A 23478-nucleotide genomic window follows, 5' to 3' on the forward strand; every position below is an offset into this window, starting at 1 on the left:
GCAAGGGAACGAACGCACTGAGCGGGAGCGAAGGGCATGGACTGGACGGAAACCGAGCTCTCGGCGCTGCGCCGGGCCTATGCCAGCGGCACGACCCGGGTCAGCTATGACGGCAAGTCCGTCGACTACGGCTCGGCCGAGGATCTGCTCGCCCGCATCCGGACCATCGAGCGCGCCGTCGCGGGGACCACGCGGCCGCTGCCGGTGGCCGGGCTCGCGGGCTTTTCGCGCGGTGATCGCTGATGTCGGCCAACTGGTTCGACAGGGCCATTGCCTCCGTCGCCCCTCGGGCCGCCGCCAGGCGCGTGCTGGCCCGTCAGGCCTTCGAGACCCTGACGCGCGGCTATGACGGGGCCGCGAAAGGGCGACGGACGGACGGCTGGCGCGCGCCGGGATCCTCGGCCGACACCGAGATCGGCGTGGCCGGGGCGCTCCTGCGCGACCGGATGCGTGATCTGGTGCGCAACAACCCGCATGCGGCGAAAGCCGTCGCGGTGCTGGTCAACAACATCATCGGCGCGGGGATCATGCCGCGCGCCGCGAGTGGCGATGACAAGCTGGACCGCAAGGTCGACGCGCTCTTCGAGCGTTGGACAGCGGATTGTGACGCCGATGGCCAGCTCGACTTCTACGGCCTGCAGACGCTGATCTGCCGCGAGATGGTCGAGGCGGGCGAAGTCCTGGTGCGCCGCCGCCTGCGGCGATCCTCGGACGGCTTGGCCGTTCCGCTGCAATTGCAGGTGCTGGAGGCCGACTTCCTCGACGCCACGAAATCCGGCGTCCTCGGCGCGGGGCGGTTGGTGCAGGGGATCGAGTTCGACCCGGTCGGCAAGCGCAGGGCCTACTGGCTCCATTCCGAACACCCCGGCGACGCCTACGGGGCCTTGCAGAACGGTCTGCAGAGCCGCCCGGTCCCGGCGAGCGAGATCGCCCATGTCTATGAGAAGCAGCGCACGCAGGCGCGCGGGGTTCCCTGGGGCGCGCCGGTCATACGGTCCCTTCGCGATCTCGACGATTACGAGGTGGCCGAGCTGGTTCGCAAGAAAACCGAGGCCTGCGTCACCGCCATCGTCTTCGGCGAAGACGAGGCGCAGCAGGGCATCGCGCCCTCCGTGGTCGATGCTGACGGGAACCGGGTCGAGCAGTTCGAACCGGGGCTGATCGCCTATGCGCGTGGCGGCAAGGACATCCGGTTCAATCAGCCCTCCGCCACCGGCGGCTACGGCGAATACAAGCGCGCCAGCCTGCACACGATCTCGGCCGGGTTCCGTGTGCCCTACGAGTTGCTGACCGGGGACCTGTCCCAGGTCAACTATTCCTCGATCCGGGCGGGCCTCGTCGAGTTCCGCCGGATGATCGACGCCGTCCAGTGGCAGCTGTTCATTCCGATGTTCTGCGCGCCGGTCTGGCGCTGGTTCACGGAAGCGGCATGGGCCGCAGGCCAGATCCCGTCGCCGGATGTCCCGGTCGAATGGCAACCGCCGAAGTTCGAGGCGGTCGATCCGCAGAAGGATGCGATGGCGGACCTGCTGGCGATCCGGTCGGGCACCATGACGCTGGCGCAGGCCATCGCCCGGCAGGGCCGCAACCCCGACGCCGTGCTGGCCGAGATCGCTGCAACCAATGCGAAGCTCGACGACCTCGGCCTCGTGCTCGACAGCGACCCGCGCCGCGTCACCAAAACCGGCAGCGCGCAGGCGGGCGACCCGACAGCCCCCGCCGACACGGAAACCACACCGGCGCAGGCCGACCAACAGGACTGACCCCTATGGATACAATGATCGAACTGCCGGCCCTGCGCCGGTCGGCGGAGCTTGCGCCGAACAGCGTCGACAACGACGCGCGCACCGTCGAGGTGATTTGGTCGGCCGGGGCCCGCGTCCGTCGCGCCAGTTTCTTCGGCGAGCCCTATGACGAGGAGCTGAGCCTCGATCCGGCCCATGTGCGGCTCGACCGCCTGAACGCGGGTGCGCCGTTCCTGAAAGTGCACGAGCTTGAAACGCTCGACGCGGTGATCGGCTCGGTCGTGCCGGGTTCGGCGCGGATAGAGAACGGTCGCGGCATCGCGCTGGTACGGATCAGCGAGCGTGCCGATGTCGAGCCGATCTGGCGCGACATCCAGGCCGGGCACATCCGTGCGGTCTCCATCGGCTACCAGGTCCACCGCTTCGAGGTCTCGAAACCCGAGGCCGCGCGCGAGCTTTGGCGGGCGGTGGACTGGACCCCCTTCGAGGTCTCCGCCGTCGCGGTCGGCGCCGACCCGGCAGCGGGCTTCCGCGCCCAGCACCCCCTTCACGACTGCGTCCTTCACCGCCGGGACGCCCCTTCCACAACGAAAGGACCGATCCCGATGACGGACAAGACCGAAGCCCCGGCGAGCGACGCCGCAACCCCCGCCACCACCCAGCCGACCGAGCCGGTCGAAACCGAGGACACCCCCATGACCGAGCCGAATGCGGCTGCGCCCGACACGAAGGTCGCCGCAGTGGAAACCCGGACGCAGCCGAAGCTTCCGAAAACCGATGCCCCTGCGGCACCCGACACCGAGACGGTCGCCACCCGCGCCCGCGAGGCGGAGCGTGACCGCGTCTCCACGATCTACGATCTGGCCGGGCGGCTGAACCTCGAGCGCAGCTTCGCCGAGGATCTGGTCAAACGCGGCGTCAGCGTCGACGAGTCCCGCCGCCTGATCCTCGATCAGGTCGCCGCGAAATCGGACGAGACCCGGACCTTCCCGCATGTCTCCGTCCCGCTCGGCGGCCGGGACGAGCGCATCACGCGCCGCGATGCCGTGGCCAACGCGCTCCTGCACCGCTACAGCCCGACGCTGTTCCCGCTGGAGGACGCGGCCCGCCAGTATCGCGGCATGACGCTGCTGGAGCTCGCCCGCGAAAGCCTCGGCAATGCCGGGGTGAACACCCGCGGCCTGTCGCGCGACGAGGTGGCGACGCGCGCGCTGCACTCCACCTCGGACTTCCCCGAGATCCTGTCGGCCGTCACCAACAAGACTCTGCGGCAGGCCTATGACGCCTATCCCCGCACGTTCATGCTGTTCTGCCGCCAGGTGCTCGCCACCGACTTCAAGGCGATGCACCGGGTGCAGCTCGGCGAGGCCCCGCAACTGCTCGAGGTGAGTGAAAGCGGTGAGTTCAAGCGCGGCACGCTCGGCGAGAGCAAGGAGAGCTACAAGGTCAAGACCTATGGCCGGGTGGTCGCAATCACCCGGCAGGTGCTGATCAACGACGATCTCGACGCCTTCACCCGGATCCCGGCGATGTACGGCAACTCCATCGCCCAGCTGGAAAGCGATGTGGTCTGGGGGATCATCACCGCGAACCCGGCGATGGCCGACGGCACGGCGCTGTTCCACGCCAACCACAAGAACCTCGCGGGCACCGGCGCGGCGCTGGCCGTCGATGCGGTGGGCGCGGCCCGTGCCGCGATGGCCAAGCAGACCGGCCTCGACAAGAAGACGGTGCTGAACGTCCGCCCCGCCTTCCTGATCGTGCCCGCCTCGCTGGAACTGAAGGCCGAGCAGCTGGTCGCCCAGAACCTCGTGCCCGCCGCGACGTCCAGCGTCGTGCCGCAGTCGATCCGAACGCTCGCGCCGATCAGCGAGCCCCGGCTCGACGCAAACAGCGAGACCGCCTGGTATCTGGCCGCCAGCCCGAACCAGATCGACACCATCGAGTACGCCTATCTCGAGGGCCAGCAGGGCGCCTACATCGAGACCCGCAACGGCTTCGACGTCGACGGCGTCGAGATCAAGTGCCGCCTCGACTTCGGCGCCAAGGCCATCGACTGGCGCGGCCTCTACAAGAACCCGGGCGCATAACCAGCACCCCAACATGCTGAACCCTGAAATGCGGGCGGTCCCATCGGGCAGCCCTTCGTCATTCCAAGAGGATCCTCCTGATGAAAAACTTCGTCCAGCCCGGCAACACCATCACGCTGACCGCACCCTATGCCGTCGCCTCCGGCGATGGCCTGCTCGTCGGTTCCATCTTCGGCATCGCCGCAGGGGACGCCGCCATCGCCGAGCCCGTCGAGGCAGCGCTCACCGGCGTCTTCGACATCACCAAGATCGGCTCCCAGGCCTGGACCGCGGGTGCCAGGGTCTATTGGGACGACACCAACAAGCGCACCACCAATGTGGCCACCTCGAACACGCTGATCGGTGTCGCTACCGAGGCAGTCGCGGGCGGGGCCGGAGATACCATCGGCCGGGTGCGGCTCAACGGCGCGTTCTGATGAGCGCCTTCGCCGCCGCCGTTGGCGCGCTCTTCGCGGATCCGAACATCGGCAGGGATGCGGTCTACACGCCCGAGGGCGGCGCGCCCGTTATGGTGCGCGTCGTCGCCCGGCGCGCAGATGCTGTCTCCGACTTCGGCGATGCGAGGATCTGGTCCGAGACCACACGGATCGACCTGCGCGTTGCCGAGGCGGCGAACCCGCGCCCCGGCGACCGGATCGAGATCGAAGGCGACGCCTTCCTCATACAGGGCGAGCCTGTCCGCGACCGTGAACGGCTGGTCTGGACCGTGGATCTGAGGCCCGCGTGAAACTGAAGCTCGACATCGATCCCGACATTGTCGCGATGATGCAGGCCGAGGTGGCGGCGGGCGAACGCGCCGTGACCGCTGCCATGCGCGAGGCCGGGACCGGGCTGAAGGCCGCGTGGCGCTTGCAGGTCACCGGCGCAGGGCTCGGCGCACGGCTCGCCAACACGATCCGCAGCCAGACGTTTCCTAAGTCGGGCGAGAGCCTCGACGCCGCCGCGCTCGTCTGGTCCCAGGCCCCGGTCATCGTCGGCGCACATGATACCGGCCCGCTGATCCGTTCCAAGGATGGGTTCTGGCTCGCCATCCCGCTGCCCGCCGCAGGCAAATCCCTGCGCGGCGGCCGGATTACGCCCGGCGAATGGGAACGACGACGCGGGCTGCGCCTGCGCTTCGTCTATCGCCGCACCGGCCCGAGCCTGCTGGTGGCGGAGGGACGGCTGAACACGAAGGGCCAGGCGGTCGAGTCGCGCTCGAAGACCGGGCGTGGCAAGGTGACCGCGCCGATCTTCCTGCTGGTGCCGCAGGTCAAGCTGCCGAAGCGGCTGGACCTGGTAAGGGATGCCGACAGGGTGTTGGACAGCGTACCGGATCTGATCGTGGCGAACTGGTTGGAGGACAGGATCTGATGTCTGCCGTGCCGACAAAGCCGCCGTTTGCTGCAACTGCAAGTGCAGCTTGAACGCCTTTCCGGATTGGAAACCGGGTGGCAGTGCGGAAACCAGTATTCGCTCGACACAGAAAGCTGCGTATAAGGGCGGCACTTCAAGGAATCTCTACAGGGAAGACGGTATGGGCGGCATTGCCTTCGAATTCGATCCCAAGGAAGGCTTGGGTGGAGGCTTCCTCACACCGGTCTACTTCGACAACGAGGTGCTGGTGAAGCACCTTTACAGCCCAACAATCGCGGTAGAATTCGCTAGCGAAACCTATGGCACCGTTTACTGGCCTGAACGCTATATGTCTTTCGGCATCAACCCGAAGGGTGCAGTCATCGCATGGCTGGGAGACTTGAAGGAGCTACCTGTCGCGGAGCAACACCACTGGCGCGAGCACAACATTCCCGCTCAGAACGACATGAGGTCTGAGTTTTTTGACGCTCAAATCAACGCGCAGTTCACTGAGCCTCCTGTGGGCATCCAAGTCATCAATGCCTTGGAGGAATGGACTACCGCCTTCGCCCGCAAGAACGGAATAGAGCTCTACAAGCCGAAGGCGTTTAAGGACCGCATCGAAGCCGTAAGACGCTACCGCCGCATCATTATCAAGTCCGAGGACGACTTCATTCGCTTTGTCAGCGAATTGAACGAGATCATCAACGAGAACGTCAACAATGATCAGATTCGAAAATTCCTGAAATCGAACAACGTTACACCCAAAGACGGATTCAAGGGCAACAAGCTGCTAGAGATGACTTATCGGGACGTACTCGGCGACACAACGAACCTCATCGCGCCATTCTTCTGGCTCTATGATTTGCGTCTGTGGGCAGACCACGACATGGGCGACGACAAGCTCAAGGACGTCGCAGCGAAACTCGGCATTGCAGACCTGAAGGACTTTGAATCGATCTTCACCAAATTGCTTGAACACCTCCGAGACACCTTGGCCGCGCTGAAAGCCGCCTATGGTTGATTGAGTAAGCTTGAATGTCCTCTTTTGGTAAAGTGATTTTACATAGACACGTTCGCTGCGTCCAATCCGACTGTCAGTAATGGGCTCCATTCGCCCAATTCGAGCATGATATGCCCACCCGTCGCGAAACAATCCTCGCCGCGCTGCACGCGCGGCTCTTGTCGCTACCCGCGACCGCTCTGCGCGGTGAAGTGCTGCCTGAGCGTGTGCCGTCCGAGGGCCTGCTGATCCTGCGCGACGGCGAGCCGGGTGCGCCCGAGGTCACGCTGTCGCCCCTGCGCTATCACTACCAGCACCGCGCCGAGATAGAGGCGGTGGTCCAAGGCGCCGACCGTGACGCTGCCTTCGACACGCTGACCGCCGGCATCGGTTTGGCGCTAGCCGCCGACCGAACGCTGGGCGGCCTCTGCGATTGGGTCGAGGCGGAAGCTCCACGGCCCATCGATCTGTTGGTCGAGGGCGCGGCCAGCCTGAAGGCCGCCGTGATCCCGGTGGTGTTGCACTATTCCACGGCCGATCCGCTGGCCTGACCCCGACAATCCGAGGAGAACACCATGGCACGAGCCCAAGGGGCGCGGGCGCTGATGGCGCTTGCGTTCGAGACGACCTATGGAACGCCGCCCGCCAGCGGCTTCACCCGCATGCCCTTCGCCAGCACGTCGCTCGGTGCGGAGCAGCCGCTGCTGAACTCGGAGCTTTTGGGGTACGGCCGCGATCCGCTGGCACCGATCAAGGACGCGGTGACCGCCGACGGCGATGTCGTGGTGCCGCTCGACGCCGAGGCCTTCGGCTTCTGGCTGAAGGCGGCCTTCGGCGCTCCCACGACCACGGGCATCGAGGCCCCGTACAGCCACGAGTTCCAATCGGGGTCCTGGACGCTGCCCAGCATGTCGATCGAGACCGGCATGCCCGAGGTGCCGCGCTACGCGATGTATTCCGGCTGCGTGCTCGACCAGATCACCTGGCAGATGCAGCGCTCGGGCCTGCTGACCGCCACCGCGCGGCTGGTAGCTCAGGGCGAGACGGTGGGGACCACGAGCGGCGCCGGAACGCCCGCTGCGCTGGAGCTGAAGCGCTTCGGCCATTTCAACGGGGCGATCACGCGCAATGGGACGGCGCTCGGCAATGTGGTCTCGGCCGAGATCACCTACGCCAACAACCTCGACCGGATCGAGACGATCCGCTCGGACGGCCGTATCGACGGCGCGGACCCGTCCATCGCCGCGCTGACCGGCCGGATCGAGGTGCGCTTCGCCGACCAGACGCTGGTGACGCAGGCGATCAACGGCGAGGCCTGCGAGATGGAATTCGCCTACGGGCTGCCGTCGGGCGAGAGCTTCACCTTCACGGTGCACGCCGTCTACCTGCCGCGCCCGCGGATCGAGATTTCCGGGCCGCAGGGCGTGCAGGCGACATTCGACTGGCAGGCCGCCCGCGACAGCGTCGTTGGCCGGATGTGCACCGCCACCCTCGTGAACGATGTGGAGACGTATTGATGCTGACGCTCGACCTGACAAACTCGCCCCGCTGGCATGACCTCGCCCCCGGCGTGCGAGTGCAGCTGCGCCCGCTGACGACCGCCCTGATGGTGGCGACGCGCAGCGATCCCGCCGTCGAGGCAGTTCCGGAGGAGGCCTCGGACGAGGAGCGCGCCGTCGCCTTCGCCAAGGCGCTGGCGCGCCGGGCCGTGCTCGCCTGGGACGGCATCGGCGACGCCGACGGCAACCCCATCGACCCGGGCCCCGAGGCCATTGACGCTCTGCTCGATGTCTGGCCGATCTTCGAAGCCTTCCAGCTGACCTACGTCTCGAAGGGCCTGCTGCTGGAGCAGGAAAAAAACGCCTCCGCGCTCTCGCCGACTGGTCCTTCGGCGGGGGCGACCGGTACTGCGAAGCCTGCGCGAAAGCCTGCCCGGACTGCCCGGCGCGGCTGAACCGGCCGCTCACCCATGAAGGCTGGCAGGTCTGGGACCTGGTCGGTCGGCTCGGCGGCCAGCTGCGTGTCCTGCCCGGCGCGGTGATCGGCTGGGACATGTCGGCGGCGCTGGCGCTCGGTGACGCCCTCTGCGTGCCGCCGCTCGCCATGGCCGAACTGCTGCCCGTCATCGAGGCGGTGATGGTCGCCAAACTCAACGAACAGATGGAACGCCCCGATGGCTGAAAAACGCGTCAGCGTCCGCCTTGCGGCGGTCGGTGGTCGGCAGGTACGCGCCGAACTGGAAGGCGTGGGCGAGGCCGGGTCGCGCGGCTTCGGACGGCTGAGCCGGGAGATGGAAGCCGCGAACGCCCGGCTCGCGGCCTTCTCGCGGCGGGTGCGGGTCGCGGCTGCCGCTGCCGTGGCCGCCGCAGCCGCTGCTGGCGTGGCGATGATCCGGTCCAGCCTGCAGACGGTCGATGCGCAGGCGAAGCTGGCGCAGTCGCTCGGCACCACCGTCGCCTCGATCCAGACGCTGGAGCGCGCGGGCGATCTGGCGGGCGTCTCCATGTCCGGCATCGAGCAGGCCACCAAGGATCTGACGCGCCGTCTCAGTCAGGCGGCCGCCGGGACCGGCCCTGCTGCCGACGCGCTCGACCGGCTGGGGCTTTCAGCAAATGAGCTGATCGCCTTGCCGCTGGACCAGCGCGTGGGCGCGATCAACGCGGCGATCGAGAGCTTCGTGCCTGCCGCCGAGCGCGCGGCGGTCGCGGGCCAGCTCTTCGGCGAGGAAGGCTCCATCGCGATGAGCCGGATCGACACCGCGACGCTGCGCCAGGCGACGGAGGACGTGCGCGCTTTCGGGGTTGTCGTCTCCGAGCAGGACGCCGACCAGATCGAGCGGACGAACGACGCCATCTCGCGGCTCGGGTTGGTCTGGCGCGGGCTCTCGAACCAGTTGGCGGTCGCAGCGGCACCTGCGCTGGAAGCCGTCGCCGATGCCATGGCGGCGGTGGCCAGCCGCACCGGGCCGCTCGGCATCGCGATCCGCGGTCTCTTGGACAACATCGGCCGCCTGACCACCTATGCCGCCACCTTCGCGGCGTTCCTCGCGGGACGTTGGGTCGCCGGCATGGCGGCTGCGGCGCTCTCGGTCCGGGGCCTCGCCACGGCGCTCGTTGTCCTGCGCGGGGCGCTGATCCGCACCGGCATCGGCGCGCTGATCGTCGGCGCGGGCGAGCTCGTCTACCAGTTCACCCGGCTCGTCTCCGGCGCGGGCGGCTTCGGCGAGGCCATGTCCCTCCTGAAAGACCTCGCAGTCGAGGTCTGGGAGCGCATCAAGACGGGCGCCGCAGCGGCGGGTGCCGCCGCCACGGCGATGTTCTTCGACCTGAAGGCGGATGCCGCATCGGGCATGCAGAGCGCCATCGAGAGCGTGGTGGGCTTCGGCAACACGGCCGCGAACACCTTCGAAGGCGCCTACGAGGCGATCAAGGCGATCTGGGGCCTGCTGCCCGCCGCCATCGGCGATCTCGCGTTCCAGGCGGCCAACAGCCTGGTCGATGGCGTCGAGGCGATGCTGAACGGGGTGGTCTCGCGGATCAACGGCTTTATCGGCGGCATCAACCAGGGGCTCGAAGCGCTCGGGTCGGAGCGGCGCATATCGCTGGTTCCGGACCTCGACCTCGGCGAGATCGAGAACCGCTTCGAGGGAGCGGCGACTGCCGCAACCACGGCAGCTCAGGCGGCCTTCGATCGGGCCTTCGAGGACAATCCGCTCTCCGCGCCCGATCTCGGTCTGACCGAGGCGGCGGACAGGGCGCTCGAGTCCGCCAACCTCTACCGTGGCGCGGCGCGCGATCTGGCCGAGGGGGCCCGTGCGCCCCTCGAAAGCTGGCAGGCTCTGCGTGACGCGGTGCGCGGCACCGACGAGGCCAGTGCCGATGCGCTGACCGAGGCCACTGGCGCTGCCGAGCGGCTGGAGACCGCACTTGGCGATGCAGGTCGCGCAGCGACAGGTGCAGGCGCGGCGGCCGGGGCTGCTGCTGCGGCAGCAGAGCCCGCGACCGAAGCTGCCGTCACCGGCTGGCGGGCGGTCACGGCGGCGCTGTCCGACTACGCCAGCAGGGCGCGCGATATCGGCGGCGACATCGGCCAGAGCCTCGTCGGGGCTTTCCAGTCGGCCGAGAACGCGGTGGGCCAGTTCGTACGGACCGGCAAGCTGAACTTCCGCGACCTCGTCACGTCGCTGCTGGCCGATCTTGCCCAGCTCGCGGCGCGGCGGTTCATCCTCGGGCCAATCGCCAATGCGCTCTCCGGCGTCTTCTCCGGCGCGGGCGGGATTTTCGCCAACATCCTGCATGCGGGTGGGATCGTCGGGGCCGCGGGGCCCTCGCGCATGGTGCCCGCCATGGCTTTCGCTGCCGCGCCGCGAATGCATTCCGGCGGGATGGCGGGGCTACGCCATGACGAGGTGCCCGCGATCCTGCAGCGCGGCGAGCGGGTGCTGTCGCGGCGCGAGGCGCAGAGCTACGGCGCGGATGGGGTCAACGTCACCATCATGGCGCGAGACGCCGAAAGCTTTCGGCAGTCCCGCACCCAGGTCGCAGCCGACATCGCCCGCGCCGTGTCACTCGGGCGGAGGGGTATGTGATGGCGTTCCACGAGGTCCGCTTCCCAGACAATATCAGCCGCGGCGCGCGGGGCGGGCCGGAGCGGCGCACGCAGATCGTCGAGCTCGCCTCTGGCGACGAGGAGCGCAACGCCAGCTGGGCCAACTCGCGCCGCCGCTACGATGTCGCCTACGGCATCCGCCGCGCTGACGATCTCGCCGCCGTTGTCGCCTTCTTCGAGGCGCGGAACGGCCGCCTGCATGGCTTCCGCTTCAAGGATTGGGGCGACCACAAGTCCTGCCTGCCTTCGGGCACGCCGTCGCCCACCGATCAGGTGATCGGTACCGGCGATGACACGACAACCGCCTTCCAGCTGGTGAAGCGCTACGCCTCGGGCGCGCAGTCCTGGACACGCGCCATCGCCAAGCCAGTGACCGGAACCGTGCGCATCGCGCTGGCCGGCGTCGAGCAGCCCTCCGGCTGGTCCGTCGACACGACGACTGGCGTCGTGACCTTAGACACCGCGCCCGCTGCGGGCGTCGCCATCACCGCCGGCTTCGAGTTCGACGTGCCAGTGCGCTTCGACACCGAAGCGCTCGACGTGACGCTCGACCTCGAGCGGCTCGGCTCGATCACCTCCATCCCGCTGCTGGAACTGCGCCGATGAAGACCCTCGACCCCGCCCTGCAGGCCCATTTCGACGAGGGCACGACGACGCTCGCCTGGTGCTGGCGGATCGCCCGCGCCGATGGCGTCACCTTCGGCTTCACCGATCACGACCGGACGCTGAGCTTCGACGAGACCGACTTCGAGCCCGAGAGCGGGCTCACCGCGTCCGAGGTGCGCTCGGGCTCGGACCTCTCGGTCGATGCGCAGGACGCAGAGGGCGTGCTGACCTCGGACCGCATCACCGAGACCGACATCCTCGATGGGCGCTGGGACAACGCGGAGGTGGAGGTCTGGCGTGTGAACTGGGCCAACACCGGCCAGCGCGTGCTGATGCGGCGCGGGGCGATAGGCCAGATCCGGCGTGGGCGGCTCGCCTTCGTCGCGGAGGTCCGCTCGCTCGCGCATGTGCTGGGCCAGACAGTCGGGCGGACCTTCCAGGCGACCTGCGATGCCGCGCTCGGGGACGCCCGCTGCGGCGTCGACCTGGAGGATTCCGCCTACAAGGGCACGGGCGCCGTCATCGATCTCCTGCGCGACAGGGCCTTCACCGCCTCGGGGCTCGGCGGGTTCGCTTCCGGCTGGTTCACCTTCGGCACCATCGAATGGACGAGCGACGCGAATGCGGGGCGTCGCGCGGAAGTGCTGGGCCATGACGTGACGGACGGCGTCGCGATCCTGACCCTGCTCGAGGCGCCGGTGCGGTCCATCGCCGAGGGCGATGCCTTCACCATCCGCGCGGGCTGCGACAAGCGCATGGAGACCTGCGGGGCGAAGTTCGCCAATACCGTCAACTTCCGGGGTTTCCCGCACATCCCGGGCCAGGATGCCGTACTGCGATACGCCACGAAGGACGGCGGGCACGAGGGGTCGGTGCTGTGAACGCCGCTGATCCCCAGCACGTCATCACCATTGCGCGGTCCTGGCTCGGAACGCCGTATCATGATCAGGCCAGCCTGCGCGGTGTCGGCTGCGATTGCCTCGGGCTGGCGCGGGGCGTCTGGCGCGAGGTCGTCGGCCCCGAGCCGTTCCCGATCCCGCCCTACAGTCGGGACTGGGGCGAAACCGGCCCGCGCGAGGTGCTGGCCGAGGGCGCGCGGGGCATGATGACTGAGATTGCCCCGTGTGAAGCCGGACCCGGCGCGCTGGTCCTCTTCCGTATGAAGCCCCGCGCCATCGCCAAGCATGTCGGGATTCTGACCGGCCCCGACAGCTTCCTCCACGCTTACGAGCGGCTCGGCGTGATCGAGGAACCGCTCACGCAATCCTGGCGACGGCGCATCGCCTTCGCCTTCCTGTTCCCGCAACGCTGAGACCCCGACATGGCCACCCTCGTTCTCGGTGCCGCTGGCGCCGCCATTGGCGGTTCGATCGGCGGCGCGATCCTCGGAGTGAGCGCCGCGACCATCGGCGGCTTCATCGGCTCGACCATCGGCTCGGTCGTGGACAGCTGGATCATCTCGTCGCTGACGCCTACGCAACGCATCGAGGGTGCACGGCTTGACACGCTGCGCATCACCTCGGCCACCGAGGGCGCGGTGATCCCGCGGCTCTATGGCCGGATGCGGATGGGCGGCAACATCATCTGGGCGACGGATTTCCGCGAGGAAACGAAGACCACTACTCAAGGTGGCGGCAAGGGCGGCGGGGGCGGCAAGGTCAAGACCACCGAGTATCTCTACTATGCGAGCTTCGCGGTGGCCTTGTGCGAAGGCCCGATCACCGGCATCGGCCGCATCTGGGCCGACGGCAAACCAATGGACCTCTCCGGCGTCACCTGGCGCTGGTATCCCGGCGACGAGACGCAGACGGCGGACCCTTTCATCGCGGCCAGGATGGGGGCGGCCAGCACGCCGGCCTACCGCGGCACGGCCTATGTGGTCTTCGAGGAGCTGGCGCTCTCGACCTACGGCAACCGCCTGCCGCAACTTTCCTTCGAGGTGTTCCGGCCGCTCGCCGATCCCGACACGGCCGAGGGGCTGACCCAAGCCGTCACCATGATCCCGGCCTCGGGCGAGTTCACCTATGCAACGCAGGCCATCCGCAAGACCGACGGCGGCGCACAGATCCCTGAGAACCTGAACGCGCTGGCAGACTCCACCGACATGGTGGAGGCGCTGGACCGGCTGCAGGCTACGGCCCCGGAGGTCGAGAGCGTGAGCCTCGTGGTGGCCTGGTTCGGCGACGACCTGCGCGCCGGCTCCTGCAAGGTGCGGCCGGGTGTCGAGGTGTCGGCCAAGTCGACCACGCCCGCCAGCTGGTCGGTGAATGGTGTGAGCCGGGCCGGTGCCTTCCTCGTCAGCCGCGACGACGAGGACCGCCCCGTCTATGGCGGCACGCCGTCCGACTTCGCGGTGGTTCAGGCCATCCAGGAGATGACGGCGCGCGGACTGCGCGTCACCTTCTATCCCTTCATCCTGATGGACGTGCCGCCCGGCAACACGCTGCCGAACCCGTATTCCGACAGCGCCGCGGAGACGGGTCAGCCCGCGTTCCCCTGGCGCGGCCGGATCACCTGTTCTCCCGCCGCCGGTTTCGCCGGGACCGTGGACAAGACCGCCACGGCCGCAAGCCAGGTCGCGGCGCTGTTCGGCGCGGCCACGCCCGCGAGCTTCAGCGTCTCGGGTCAGACGGTTTCTTGGACCGGACCATCCGGCGACTGGGGTCTGCGGCGCATGGTGCTGCACTACGCCCATCTCTGCGCGGCGGCGGGCGGGGTCAATGCATTCCTGATCGGCACTGAGATGCCGGGGCTGACGACGATCCGCTCGAGCGCGTCCATCTATCCGGCGGTGCAGGCCTATCGGGACCTCCTCGCGGATGTCCGCTCGATCCTCGGGTCCGGGACGAAGATCGGCTATGCCGCCGACTGGTCGGAGTATTTCGGGCACCAGCCGGGCGACGGCAGCGGCGACGTGTTCTTCCACCTCGATCCGCTCTGGGCCGACCCGGAGATCGATTTCGTCGGAATCGACAACTACATGCCGCTGTCGGACTGGCGGGATGGCTTCGAGCATGCGGATGCGGCCGAAGGCTGGCCCGCAATCTACGACCGAGCCTACCTGCAGGCGAACATCGCGGGCGGCGAAGGCTTCGACTGGTTCTACGCCAGCGCGGCCGATCGCTCCACGCAGGTTCGGACCGCGATCACGGATGGTGCGGCGGCAAAGCCGTGGGTGTTCCGCTACAAGGATCTGCGTGCCTGGTGGTCGAACGCGCATTACGACCGCCCGGGGGGGGTGGAGAGCGGCACGCCGACGGCGTGGGCGCCGCAGTCCAAGCCGATCTGGTTCACCGAGCTCGGCTGTCCGGCCATCGACCGTGGCACGAACCAGCCCAACGTCTTCTTCGATCCGAAGTCGTCCGAGAGCTTCACGCCACACTTTTCGCGGGGTTGGCGCGACGACGCCATCCAGCGGGCCTATCTCGAGGCGACGTATCTCTGGTGGTGCACGCCGGCGAACAACCCGGTGTCCTCGGTCTACGGCGGCCGGATGGTGTATGTCCCGGAATGCGCCGCCTGGACCTGGGACGCGCGGCCCTATCCGTTCTTTCCCGCGCTGACCGACGTCTGGACCGATGGCGCGAACTGGCGGCTGGGGCACTGGCTGACCGGGCGGCTTGGCGCGGTGTCGCTGGCGGCCCTCGTCCGGCACCTCTGCCTGCGCGCCGGGCTGCCCGAGTCCCGGATCGACGTCACCGGGCTCTGGGGCGCGGTTGAGGGCTACGCCATCACCGCGCTGGAAAGCCCGCGCGCCTCCGTCACCACGTTGTCTCGCCACTTCGGCTTCGACGCGGTGGAGACCGAGGGGGTGATCCGCTTCGTGATGCGCGGACGGGCGTCCGTCGCCACGCTCGCGCTCGACGACCTTGTCGCGGCCCGCGAGGGCGACGTGCTGGAACTGTCGCGCGGCCAGGAGACGGAACTGCCGCAGGCGCTGAAATGGCAGGTCGCGCGGGCCGACGAGGATTACGACGCGGCTCTCGTCGAGGCACGGCGCATCACCGTGGACACGACGCGGATTGCCTCCGAGTCCTTCCCGATGGCCGTGCCGCCTGAGGAGGCCGAGCGCCGCTGCCGCCGCGCGCTGATGGAAGCCTGGACCGGTCGGGAAAGCGCGGTGTTCCGCCTGCCGCCCTCGCGGCTGGCACTCGACCCGGCTGATGTGGTGACGCTCGCGCATGACGGCCGGGCCGTCCCGCTGCGGCTCGTCTCCATAGCCGATGGGGACGCGCGCGGCATCGAGGCGGTGCGCCAGGACCGGGCGACGTACGATCTGCCGCCCGGCGATCCCCGCGCGGCGTCGCTGACGCGGGCCCTGGTGTTCGGCGCGCCGGATGCGGTGCTGATGAACTTGCCGCAGCTGACCGAGGATCAGCCCGCGCATCGGCCCTTCGCGGCGGCGCATGCGGTTCCGTGGCCCGGCGAGATGGCGGTCTTCCGCAGCCCCTCGACCGATGGGTTCGACTTGCTGACCACGTTCGGCAGCCGCGCCCGGATTGGGGCGCTGGTCTCGGACCTCTACGCGGGCCCGACCTCGCGCTTCGATCTCGGCAATGCTCTTGTGGTCGATCTGCTGACCGGCACGCTGGAAAGCGTCACCGACCTGACGCTGTTCGGCGGGGCCAACGGGCTGGCCATCGAGAGCGTGCCCGGCGTCTGGGAGATCGTCCAGGCGGGCGCGGCTGAGCTGCTGGCGCCCGGCCGGTATCGGCTCACCCGGCTCGTGCGCGGCCAGCGCGGCACCGAGGGTGCGATGGGCTACCCGGCGCCCGCTGGCGCCCGCGTAGTCGTGCTGGACGACAGCCTCGCGTCGCTGCCGATCGCGGAGGCCGATCTCGCCCTCCCGTGGAACTGGCGCATCGGCCCGGCGAGCCGTCCGGTCAGCGACGAGACCTATGTGGTGCAGGCCTTCACGCCTGAGGGCGTCGGGCTGCGGCCGTTCTCGGTCGCCCATGTCGAGCAGCCGTGGCGCAAGCCGCGCACGCCCGGCGACCTGACGATCCGCTGGACGCGACGATCCCGGTCGCTCACGGCCGACAGCTGGGGCGGTCTGGAGGTGCCGCTGGCGGAAGAACTCGAAGCCTACGAGGTCGAGATCCTCGACGGCGCCGCCGAGAAGCGGGTGCTGAGCGCGACCACCACCAGCGCCATCTACACCGCCGCCCAGCAGAGCGCCGATTGGGGCGCACCGCTCGGCCCCGGCGACACGCTCGATATCCGCATCTCCCAGCTCTCCGCCCTCGTGGGGCGGGGCGCGCCCAAGACCGTCACGCTCACGTTCTGAGGCCATCTCATGTCCGACGCCACGACCCATCTCTTGCTGCCGTACATCCTGGCGGCGCAGGCCCAGAAGCACGTCACCCTCAACGAGGCGCTGAGGCTGCTCGACGGGCTGGTGCAACTCTCGGTGCTCGACCGTGATCTGACCGCGCCGCCCGCCAGCCCCACTGATGGCGACCGTTACATCGTCGGCTCCGGCGCGACGGGCGACTGGGCGGGCTGGGACCTGAACGTCGCGCTCTGGACCGACGGGGCCTGGCTGCGCCTGCCGCCGCGCACCGGCTGGCGGGCGTGGGTCGAGGATGAGGGCCTGCTGCTGGTCTACGACGGCGCGGGCTGGGTCGGGACCACGCCTGCGGCGCTACAGAACATGGCACTGCTCGGGATCGGCACGACGGCGGACGCTTCGAACCCGTTCTCGGCCAAGCTGAACGCGGCGCTATGGACCGCCAAGAGCGTCGCCGAGGGCGGCAGCGGCGATCTGTTCTACACCATGAACAAAGAGGCGGCGGGCGACGATCTCGGGCTGACGCTGCAAACCGGTTTCGTGACCAAGGCGCTGGTGGGGCTCTTCGGCTCCGACCGCTTCCGCCTCGCGGTCTCCGCCGACGGCAGCACCTTCTTCGACGGGCTGAGCGTCGACAACGCCACCGGCATCGTCGACCAGCCCCGGCTTCCGCGGTTCAAGGCTTACACCAACTACGACAACTATGTCGGCGTTGGAACCTGGACGAAGATCGGCCTGAACAACACCGACTACAATGATCAGGGTGCCTTCGACGCCGCGAACAACCATTTCGTGGCCCCGGTCGACGGCACCTACCTCTTTGGCGCGACGCTGCTCTACAAGATCAACGCCAGCGCCACGGCCCGCATGCGCGGGCGGCTCGTGCTGAACGGCACGACCGAAATTCGCGGCTCCCTCGGCGAAATCTCCGCTACCCATGTCTCGCTCGCCACCGCGATCTGGCTGCAGACGATAGTCCCGCTGACTGCGGGCGATACCGTCGAGCTGCAGGGGTATTTCCGGGTCGCGGACGGCTACTTCGCCGCCGACCACACGTCCTTTTGGGGCTGCAAGATCGGCTGAGCGGCGGAAGGAGGATCCGATGACACCACCCCGATCCGAGGGCTTCGTGCGCATGCCCGACGCCGAGTTCGAGGCGATCCTGACCCGGGCGGCGGAGGAAGGCGCGAAGCGCGCACTCGCCGATGTCGGCCTCGACGGCGACGAGGCCGCGCTCGACATCCGCGATCTGCGCTCCCTGGTGGATTGCATTCGGCTGATGCGCCGCACCGCGATGCAGACCGCCGTCCGCATGATCACCACTTGCGTCATGTTGGCGCTGCTCGCGGGCATCGCCATCAAGCTCAAGATCTTCGGCGGCGGCCCGTAGCCGCTCCAATCTGCCATCATCAGCCCAACAGCACCCGCCCTCGAGGCGGGTTTTTTCGTTTCGGAGGACCCTTATGAACACAACCTTCCACCGCCATTGGCGCGACGTGCCAGAGAGCACCTGGCGCTGGCCGAATTTCAGCCCTGCCGAAATCGCCTGCCGCGGTACCGGCAAGCTGCTGATCAACGAACTTGCGCTCGACAAGCTGCAGGCGCTGCGCGACCGGCTGCGCAAGCCGCTCATCGTCCGCTCCGGCTATCGCAGCCCCGAGCACAACCGTGCGGTCGGCGGCGCCACCCGGTCGAAGCACATGGACGGCGCCGCCTTCGACATCGCCATGACGAACCATGACCCGTTGGCGTTCGAGGCTGCGGCGCGCGAGGTCGGGTTCCTCGGCTTCGGCTTCTACCCCCGCTCGGGTTTCATGCATGTCGATCTCGGGCCCGCGCGGCAGTGGGGCGAGCGGTTCCCGGTCCGGGCGACGGCATTCGCAGCCGAGACGCCGCCCGCCCGCGAAGTACTGGCAGAAAGCCGCACCATGAAGGGCGGCGGCGCGGCTGGCGTGGCGACGCTGGGTGTCGCGGGTGTCGAGGTGGCGCAGAGCGTCCTCGCCGAGACCCAGACCGCCATCCTGCCGCTGGTGCCTTATCTCGATACCCTGCGGTGGGTGTTCATCGTCGTCGCGCTCGGGGGCATCGTGGTCACGATCTACGCCCGCCTCGACGACTGGAAGCGGGGGAGGCGGTGATCGCCGCGCTTCTGACCGGGTTCGCCGCCAGCCCGTGGACGCGGGCGGCGCTGCGCTACGGCGCCATCGTCCTCGCCGTGCTCCTGTTCCTGCTGTCGCTTCGGCGGTCCGGCGAACGAGCGGGACGCCTCGCCGAACGCCTTGAGACCACGGAGAAGGCAAATGATGTCCATCGCCGGATGCTGGAAGCGGCGGCTCGCCGCCCTCGCGATCGTAACGAGCTTGCTCAGCGGCTGCGCGACGGTTCGTTCTGAGCACGGCAGGCTCGCGACATGCCCGCCCGTGGTCGATTATGGCAGGGAGTTCGAGGCGCGGGCGGCCGAGGAGCTGGCCCTGCTGCCGCAGGGATCGGCGATTGCGATGATACTAAGCGACTACGCCGTGATGCGGGAGCAGGCGTGGGCATGTCGCGGACGATAACGCCCGACATCCTTGACCTACTGCTGTTTTCGATTAGGTCGCCGCCCTGTCCAGAAATCTCGCAAAGGGATGGGCTCTTGCTCGATCTCTGGCACGACAACTGGGCACAAACGGGGATGGATCGAAAAAGCCGCGCAGTTGATCGCTTCGAAGCCTTGAAAGACTGCGGCTGCCGACCGAAGCGTCGCCGGGTTGTTGAAGATTCCTCCGGTCAGCGCAGCGATGATCTCGGGTACGGCCGGGTCAGGCTTGACGATTTCGTTAGTGCTTACAGCGACGCGGGGTCCAGGCGACGGGCCCAATCCTCGACGGTACCGGTCTCGATCCGGCGCCTGGCCAGCCGCCTCCAGCCGTCGGGTAGACCCGGCAGATCAGCAAGCGCTGCAAGGGCATCAAGATCGAGCACGTCGCGATACAGGAGGCGCGCGACGCGCGTCAGCGGCCAATCGGGGTGAGGCCGAAGTGCAAGCTTTGCTGTCATGCGCGCTTCCATCGAACCCCGCTCCAGCACCCGGAAATACCAGCCGGTGCGGCCGGTATCCTGCACCCGGCGGGCCATGTCCGCGACGTCGAAACGAAAATTGAGCTTCCAGCAGGGTTGGCGCGACTGACTGACCTCCAGGAGGGCGCCGCCAATGCGCCAGCGGTCGCCCAGGCAGACATCCTGTTCTGTCACGCCCCTCACCACCAGATTCTCGCCGAAGCCGCCAGGGCGCAGGCGCGAAGCGATCTCCGGGAGTTCCTGTTTCCAGAGCTTGTAGTGGCTTACGGGATAGGCATGCAGCGCCTTGTCAGGCCCGCCATGGCGTTGCGGATCGCCCTGAGCGTCGCCTGCCAATCCCAAGGTGTCGGCCATAACCGACCCCGACACGATCTGCTTGTCGATCCCCGAGGGAGCACTGGTTGGGCCCAATGGTGCGATCTGACCTACCCGGAGTTCGAGAACACGGAACTCAGCCATCATTCCCGACCTCGGACATCAGCGCCATGATCTCGGCGCCAAGGGCCAGATCGGCGACCTGGCCGAAATGTCGGGCGCGCATGCGGCCCTGTCTGTCGAAGAGCACGAGGCTCGGCGTTCCCTGCAGACCCCATGCCTCCATCGTGCGCGGCAGGGGCCCGGTCCCGGGTGCGTCAATGGCGACCGGAAAGCGGATGCGCCATTCGTGCAGGAAGGCTTCGAGCGTGGCGCGGGCGTTGGCGGCATGGTGCTCGAACACCGAGTGCAGGCCGATCACCGCGACCTCGGCCGGATCGAAAGTCTGGGCGATACGCTGCGCTTGCGGCAGCCCATGCAGGGCGCAGCCCGGACAGAGCATCTGGAACACTTCGACCGCCAGCACGCGGCCGCGGAAATCGCCAAGCGTCAGGGGACGGTCGCTGTTCAGCCATTCGGCCGCGTCAAGCTTCGGGTTTTCCGTCATCTACCGCTCCATCGTGACGGGCGCGACGGCCGGTGAGGCCGCCGCGCCCCCTGGATCACTGATTCACGCGCCCGGGCAGGCTCAGGTTGCCCGAGGCCACGTCGAAGACATCGACGACGCAGAGTAGCGGCGCATGCACGTTGGCATTGACCCGCAATCCGGCCGTCACCCCGTCGAAGGTCATCGCCTCGACCGTGCCGATATCGGCGAAGGGCACGGCAATCTCGACCGTCTCGGCCGACAGGACCGGCTGCCAGCCGGGGCTGTCGATCAGCAGAGGCAGGCCCGGCCAGGTCGCGGGCAGGCGCGGTGTGGCGCCCTCGGGGATATCGATCACCTTCAGTGCGCCCGGCCCGCAGGCCTCGTCCGGGCCGAGCACGACCCAATGGCTGTGCCAGACATCGCCGTCATTGCCCCTGTCGCCGTCGCCGTTTTCGTCGAAGAGCGGCGTGTCGTCGAAATCGGGATGCGACGTGGCGACAAGCGCCAGGATGCCCGCGCCAGGGTCGAAGCCCACGGTGCCGGCGTCAAGGCTGGTGGGCCAGACATAGGCAAAGACCTCTGACCCGGCCAGCGCGCCGGTGGGGGTGGGCCGCGCCTCGCCCGCGATGCCGGACACGGCCATGTGGAAGATGGCGACATTGCCCTCGGTCGCGATCCGCGTGTGCACGATGTCGAAAGGGGCGAGCACGCCACCGCCGGGGGCGGAGGTGATGCCGCCCGTGTGGTCATGGGCGCCGTCGGCAAGGGCCATGCCAGGCAATGCGGCCAGGGCTGCTGCAAGGATGAACCGCTGCATCATGCTGTCCCCTTCACATCGGCAAGCGAGGCGCCGAAGTTGATGTGCAGCGGGGTTCCCGCGATCACCAGCGCGGGCACCGAGGCGACGCCCGCCGCTTCGGCCTCGGCGATCCGCGACCGGTCCGTGCCGAGATCGACAATCTCGACCGCGTAACGCGCGGGATCGAGTGCCCCGGCGATCTGTCGTTCCACGTCAAGGCAGACGGCGCAGCCGGCATGGTAGAATGTGGCTTTCTGTGTCATGGTAATTCTGTCTCCTGTCTTTTTGCAGAGGTGGTGGACATCAAGGGCGCCCCGCCCGTTGCCGCGGGAGGGGCGTCCGGCTTTTGGCTCAGGCGGCGGTCAGGCGTCGCCAGATGGCGGCGGCCTCCTCCTCCGGAACCTCATCATGATCGCCACAATCGAGGCGCAGGTCGGCGTCCCCGAAGGCGGCGTCCACGAAGGCGCAGTGATGCGGGCGGGCCGCATCGGCATGGGCATGGGGGCGGAAGTGGCGGCAGGTTACGCACATCCGCTGGACCGGGATCGCGCGGGCCTGTTGCAGCGCACGGATCAGGTGAACGAGCGTGCGCAACAGGCTGGCCCGTTCCGATTCCGGCAGCGCGTCGAGTGCGGCCTGAAAGTCCTCGGGGGCTGATGGCAGGGTCTCGGCCAGCGCCTTGCCGTCTTCGGTCGCCACGACGAGTCGCGCACGCCCGTCCTGTGCGTCACGCTGCCGAGCGGCGAGGCCCTTGCTGATCAGGGAGGAGACCGAGTCACTGAGGCTCGCGGGCGAAACGCCCAGATGCGCTGCCAGATCGCCCGGTCGCATCGGCCGGTTCGCGATCCGCGTCAGGATTTCAGCCTGCGCCGGGTTGAGAGCTGCGCCAGAGCCCGCCTGCCATTGTCCCGCGCGCAAGAGCGCCGCGATTCGGCCAAATCCGAAAACGATCTGATCTGTCTGGTTGGGCATGGGTAACCTCCATGCCTCTTATTATTAGGAATCCTAAATAAAAGCAAGCGCAAACTTTCATGCTGCGCACGGCGGCTTTCGGCCCTTGCACCGCTCAAGCGCCCGGGCGCACAACTGCTTGCCTAATCCGGATCGGAAAGGCCGCGCGCTTCAAAACTGTGCCCCGATCATCGACAACCAGGCGCAGAGCCCGCCCCTCGTAGTGAAAAGTCAACCGGTAGCGGCCTTCATCATCGCCCACGCCCGTCTCGCTGCGCGAGGTGATCGTTCCACTGCGCATCTTGTCCCGAACCCCCTCCTCGGTCAGTCCGAAGGCTTCGGCCAGCACGCGGGCGGTGACGACAAAACCGTCGCCGCTGCGCTCGACCTCGGTCACGACACGCCCTTCCAGTAGTCGTTGGCCGCCGCAACGGTGGCGAAATGCGTCGCAACGACCTGGCTCACGGCGATCAGCGCATCCGCATCCTCGGCATAATCCGGGCGCAACCGGTCGCGCACTTCCGCATCGGGCTGGGTCAACTTGACCGCGACGCGCGCCATCTTGACGGCCAGGTCATAGCCCTCCTGAGGGGTTGCGGTCTTCAGGGTGGGGAGCCATACGGTCATCTGTTCTTCCTTCCGATTCAGGTGGGTTGAGCGTTTCGATAACGCGCCAGGCGTTGCCGTCGGGATCGTCGAACTGGCCGTGACGCATCGCCCAGAAAAACGCGCCCAGCCCGACCAAGCCCATGCCGAGCGACAGCGGGATGAGGATCAGCAACGCGGTCACGGGCTATTCTCCGCGATTGCGCACCAGGCGTGCCATGTGCCGTGACCGAGCACGGGAAAGACGAAGATCAGCGCAACAAGCCCGGTGGCCGCCGACAGCGCCATGCCGGCCGCGACGATGGCCCCCCAGGCGACGCAGGGGCCAAGGTTCTGTGTCGTGGTCGAAAGGCTGAGCCCCATCGCGGTCAGCGCGTCGCGCCTCTCGGCCATCAGCATCGGCACGGAAAACAGGCTGAGCGCAAAGGCGAAGGCGGCAAACAGCCCGCCGACCGCGGTGCCGACGATCAAAAGCGCCCAT

General features: G+C 68.1%; 29 protein-coding genes. 20 read left to right on the top strand and 9 right to left on the bottom strand.

Translation table 11 applies throughout. The features are described from left to right. Positions 1 to 36: 36 nt before the first annotated feature. From R3D51_15890 to R3D51_15985, 20 genes are all read left to right on the top strand, one after another. Positions 37 to 243 (top strand): hypothetical protein, encoded by a 207-nt coding sequence (locus R3D51_15890; GenBank protein ID MEZ5900964.1) that lies wholly within the window; start codon positions 37 to 39, stop codon positions 241 to 243. After that, on the top strand, positions 243 to 1763 hold the full coding sequence (locus tag R3D51_15895) for a phage portal protein (protein MEZ5900965.1): 1521 nt from the start codon (positions 243 to 245) through the stop codon (positions 1761 to 1763). The genes R3D51_15890 and R3D51_15895 overlap by 1 nt, the downstream gene beginning before the upstream one ends. Before the next feature lie 5 nt (positions 1764 to 1768). Further along, positions 1769 to 3835, top strand: coding sequence for a Mu-like prophage major head subunit gpT family protein (locus R3D51_15900; protein MEZ5900966.1), 2067 nt, complete (start codon positions 1769 to 1771; stop codon positions 3833 to 3835). An 80-nt stretch (positions 3836 to 3915) separates the two neighbouring features. Continuing rightward, positions 3916 to 4251, top strand: a complete 336-nt coding sequence (locus R3D51_15905; GenBank protein ID MEZ5900967.1) for a DUF2190 family protein — start codon at positions 3916 to 3918, stop codon at positions 4249 to 4251. Beyond that, positions 4251 to 4562: a hypothetical protein gene (locus R3D51_15910; protein ID MEZ5900968.1), complete on the top strand. Its 312-nt coding sequence runs from the start codon at positions 4251 to 4253 to the stop codon at positions 4560 to 4562. Before R3D51_15905 ends, R3D51_15910 begins: the two co-directional genes overlap by 1 nt. Beyond that, positions 4559 to 5188 carry a DUF6441 family protein gene (locus tag R3D51_15915; GenBank protein ID MEZ5900969.1) on the top strand — a complete coding sequence of 210 codons (630 nt, stop codon included), beginning with the start codon at positions 4559 to 4561 and terminating at the stop codon, positions 5186 to 5188. Before R3D51_15910 ends, R3D51_15915 begins: the two co-directional genes overlap by 4 nt. A gap of 49 nt (positions 5189 to 5237) precedes the next feature. Beyond that, positions 5238 to 6194, top strand: a complete 957-nt coding sequence (locus R3D51_15920; protein MEZ5900970.1) for a hypothetical protein — start codon at positions 5238 to 5240, stop codon at positions 6192 to 6194. Positions 6195 to 6304: 110 nt separating this feature from the next. After that, the gene (locus R3D51_15925) at positions 6305 to 6724 is read left to right on the top strand and encodes a hypothetical protein (GenBank protein ID MEZ5900971.1); all 420 of its coding nucleotides are present in this window, start codon (positions 6305 to 6307) and stop codon (positions 6722 to 6724) included. 24 nt (positions 6725 to 6748) lie between these two features. After that, positions 6749 to 7690 (top strand): phage tail tube protein, encoded by a 942-nt coding sequence (locus tag R3D51_15930; GenBank protein MEZ5900972.1) that lies wholly within the window; start codon positions 6749 to 6751, stop codon positions 7688 to 7690. Next, positions 7690 to 8127, top strand: a complete 438-nt coding sequence (locus R3D51_15935) for a hypothetical protein (protein MEZ5900973.1) — start codon at positions 7690 to 7692, stop codon at positions 8125 to 8127. The genes R3D51_15930 and R3D51_15935 overlap by 1 nt, the downstream gene beginning before the upstream one ends. Before the next feature lie 98 nt (positions 8128 to 8225). Next, positions 8226 to 8354, top strand: coding sequence for a hypothetical protein (locus R3D51_15940; GenBank protein ID MEZ5900974.1), 129 nt, complete (start codon positions 8226 to 8228; stop codon positions 8352 to 8354). Next, positions 8347 to 10761 (top strand): phage tail tape measure C-terminal domain-containing protein, encoded by a 2415-nt coding sequence (locus R3D51_15945; GenBank protein ID MEZ5900975.1) that lies wholly within the window; start codon positions 8347 to 8349, stop codon positions 10759 to 10761. The genes R3D51_15940 and R3D51_15945 overlap by 8 nt, the downstream gene beginning before the upstream one ends. Beyond that, positions 10761 to 11387 carry a DUF2460 domain-containing protein gene (locus R3D51_15950; GenBank protein ID MEZ5900976.1) on the top strand — a complete coding sequence of 209 codons (627 nt, stop codon included), beginning with the start codon at positions 10761 to 10763 and terminating at the stop codon, positions 11385 to 11387. The genes R3D51_15945 and R3D51_15950 overlap by 1 nt, the downstream gene beginning before the upstream one ends. Then, positions 11384 to 12268, top strand: coding sequence for a DUF2163 domain-containing protein (locus R3D51_15955; GenBank protein ID MEZ5900977.1), 885 nt, complete (start codon positions 11384 to 11386; stop codon positions 12266 to 12268). Before R3D51_15950 ends, R3D51_15955 begins: the two co-directional genes overlap by 4 nt. Next, the gene (locus R3D51_15960) at positions 12265 to 12699 is read left to right on the top strand and encodes an NlpC/P60 family protein (GenBank protein ID MEZ5900978.1); all 435 of its coding nucleotides are present in this window, start codon (positions 12265 to 12267) and stop codon (positions 12697 to 12699) included. Before R3D51_15955 ends, R3D51_15960 begins: the two co-directional genes overlap by 4 nt. Positions 12700 to 12708: 9 nt before the next feature. Beyond that, positions 12709 to 16674, top strand: coding sequence for a glycoside hydrolase TIM-barrel-like domain-containing protein (locus R3D51_15965; GenBank protein MEZ5900979.1), 3966 nt, complete (start codon positions 12709 to 12711; stop codon positions 16672 to 16674). A gap of 9 nt (positions 16675 to 16683) precedes the next feature. Continuing rightward, on the top strand, positions 16684 to 17760 hold the full coding sequence (locus R3D51_15970) for a DUF2793 domain-containing protein (protein MEZ5900980.1): 1077 nt from the start codon (positions 16684 to 16686) through the stop codon (positions 17758 to 17760). A 19-nt stretch (positions 17761 to 17779) separates the two neighbouring features. Further along, positions 17780 to 18067 carry a DUF6127 family protein gene (locus R3D51_15975; protein MEZ5900981.1) on the top strand — a complete coding sequence of 96 codons (288 nt, stop codon included), beginning with the start codon at positions 17780 to 17782 and terminating at the stop codon, positions 18065 to 18067. A 73-nt stretch (positions 18068 to 18140) separates the two neighbouring features. Beyond that, a complete protein-coding gene (locus tag R3D51_15980; GenBank protein MEZ5900982.1) occupies positions 18141 to 18815 on the top strand; it encodes a D-Ala-D-Ala carboxypeptidase family metallohydrolase in 675 nt (224 codons plus the stop codon). Further along, positions 18812 to 19069 (top strand): hypothetical protein, encoded by a 258-nt coding sequence (locus tag R3D51_15985; GenBank protein MEZ5900983.1) that lies wholly within the window; start codon positions 18812 to 18814, stop codon positions 19067 to 19069. Before R3D51_15980 ends, R3D51_15985 begins: the two co-directional genes overlap by 4 nt. 434 nt (positions 19070 to 19503) lie before the next feature. On the opposite strand, the gene R3D51_15990 is transcribed toward R3D51_15985, so the two are convergent. The 9 genes from R3D51_15990 to R3D51_16030 form a co-directional block, all read right to left on the bottom strand. Then, positions 19504 to 20196 carry an MOSC domain-containing protein gene (locus tag R3D51_15990; protein MEZ5900984.1) on the bottom strand — a complete coding sequence of 231 codons (693 nt, stop codon included), beginning with the start codon at positions 20194 to 20196 and terminating at the stop codon, positions 19504 to 19506. Continuing rightward, on the bottom strand, positions 20189 to 20659 hold the full coding sequence (locus R3D51_15995; GenBank protein ID MEZ5900985.1) for a TlpA family protein disulfide reductase: 471 nt from the start codon (positions 20657 to 20659) through the stop codon (positions 20189 to 20191). Before R3D51_15995 ends, R3D51_15990 begins: the two co-directional genes overlap by 8 nt. Before the next feature lie 55 nt (positions 20660 to 20714). Beyond that, positions 20715 to 21461, bottom strand: a complete 747-nt coding sequence (locus R3D51_16000; protein MEZ5900986.1) for a hypothetical protein — start codon at positions 21459 to 21461, stop codon at positions 20715 to 20717. After that, positions 21458 to 21703, bottom strand: coding sequence for a thioredoxin (locus R3D51_16005; protein ID MEZ5900987.1), 246 nt, complete (start codon positions 21701 to 21703; stop codon positions 21458 to 21460). The genes R3D51_16000 and R3D51_16005 overlap by 4 nt, the downstream gene beginning before the upstream one ends. Positions 21704 to 21791: 88 nt before the next feature. Then, positions 21792 to 22412, bottom strand: coding sequence for a MarR family winged helix-turn-helix transcriptional regulator (locus R3D51_16010; protein ID MEZ5900988.1), 621 nt, complete (start codon positions 22410 to 22412; stop codon positions 21792 to 21794). 94 nt (positions 22413 to 22506) lie between these two features. Further along, positions 22507 to 22788, bottom strand: a complete 282-nt coding sequence (locus R3D51_16015; GenBank protein MEZ5900989.1) for a DUF6522 family protein — start codon at positions 22786 to 22788, stop codon at positions 22507 to 22509. Beyond that, on the bottom strand, positions 22785 to 23018 hold the full coding sequence (locus R3D51_16020) for a hexameric tyrosine-coordinated heme protein (protein ID MEZ5900990.1): 234 nt from the start codon (positions 23016 to 23018) through the stop codon (positions 22785 to 22787). Before R3D51_16020 ends, R3D51_16015 begins: the two co-directional genes overlap by 4 nt. Continuing rightward, the gene (gene ccoS, locus R3D51_16025; protein ID MEZ5900991.1) at positions 22966 to 23181 is read right to left on the bottom strand and encodes a cbb3-type cytochrome oxidase assembly protein CcoS; all 216 of its coding nucleotides are present in this window, start codon (positions 23179 to 23181) and stop codon (positions 22966 to 22968) included. Before ccoS ends, R3D51_16020 begins: the two co-directional genes overlap by 53 nt. Continuing rightward, positions 23178 to 23478: hypothetical protein (locus tag R3D51_16030; protein MEZ5900992.1), on the bottom strand; the 301-nt coding region annotated here is incomplete at its 5' end. The genes ccoS and R3D51_16030, both read right to left, overlap by 4 nt.

This window comes from Hyphomicrobiaceae bacterium (genome assembly GCA_041397645.1).
Classification (GTDB): domain Bacteria; phylum Pseudomonadota; class Alphaproteobacteria; order Rhizobiales; family Hyphomicrobiaceae; genus Hyphomicrobium_B.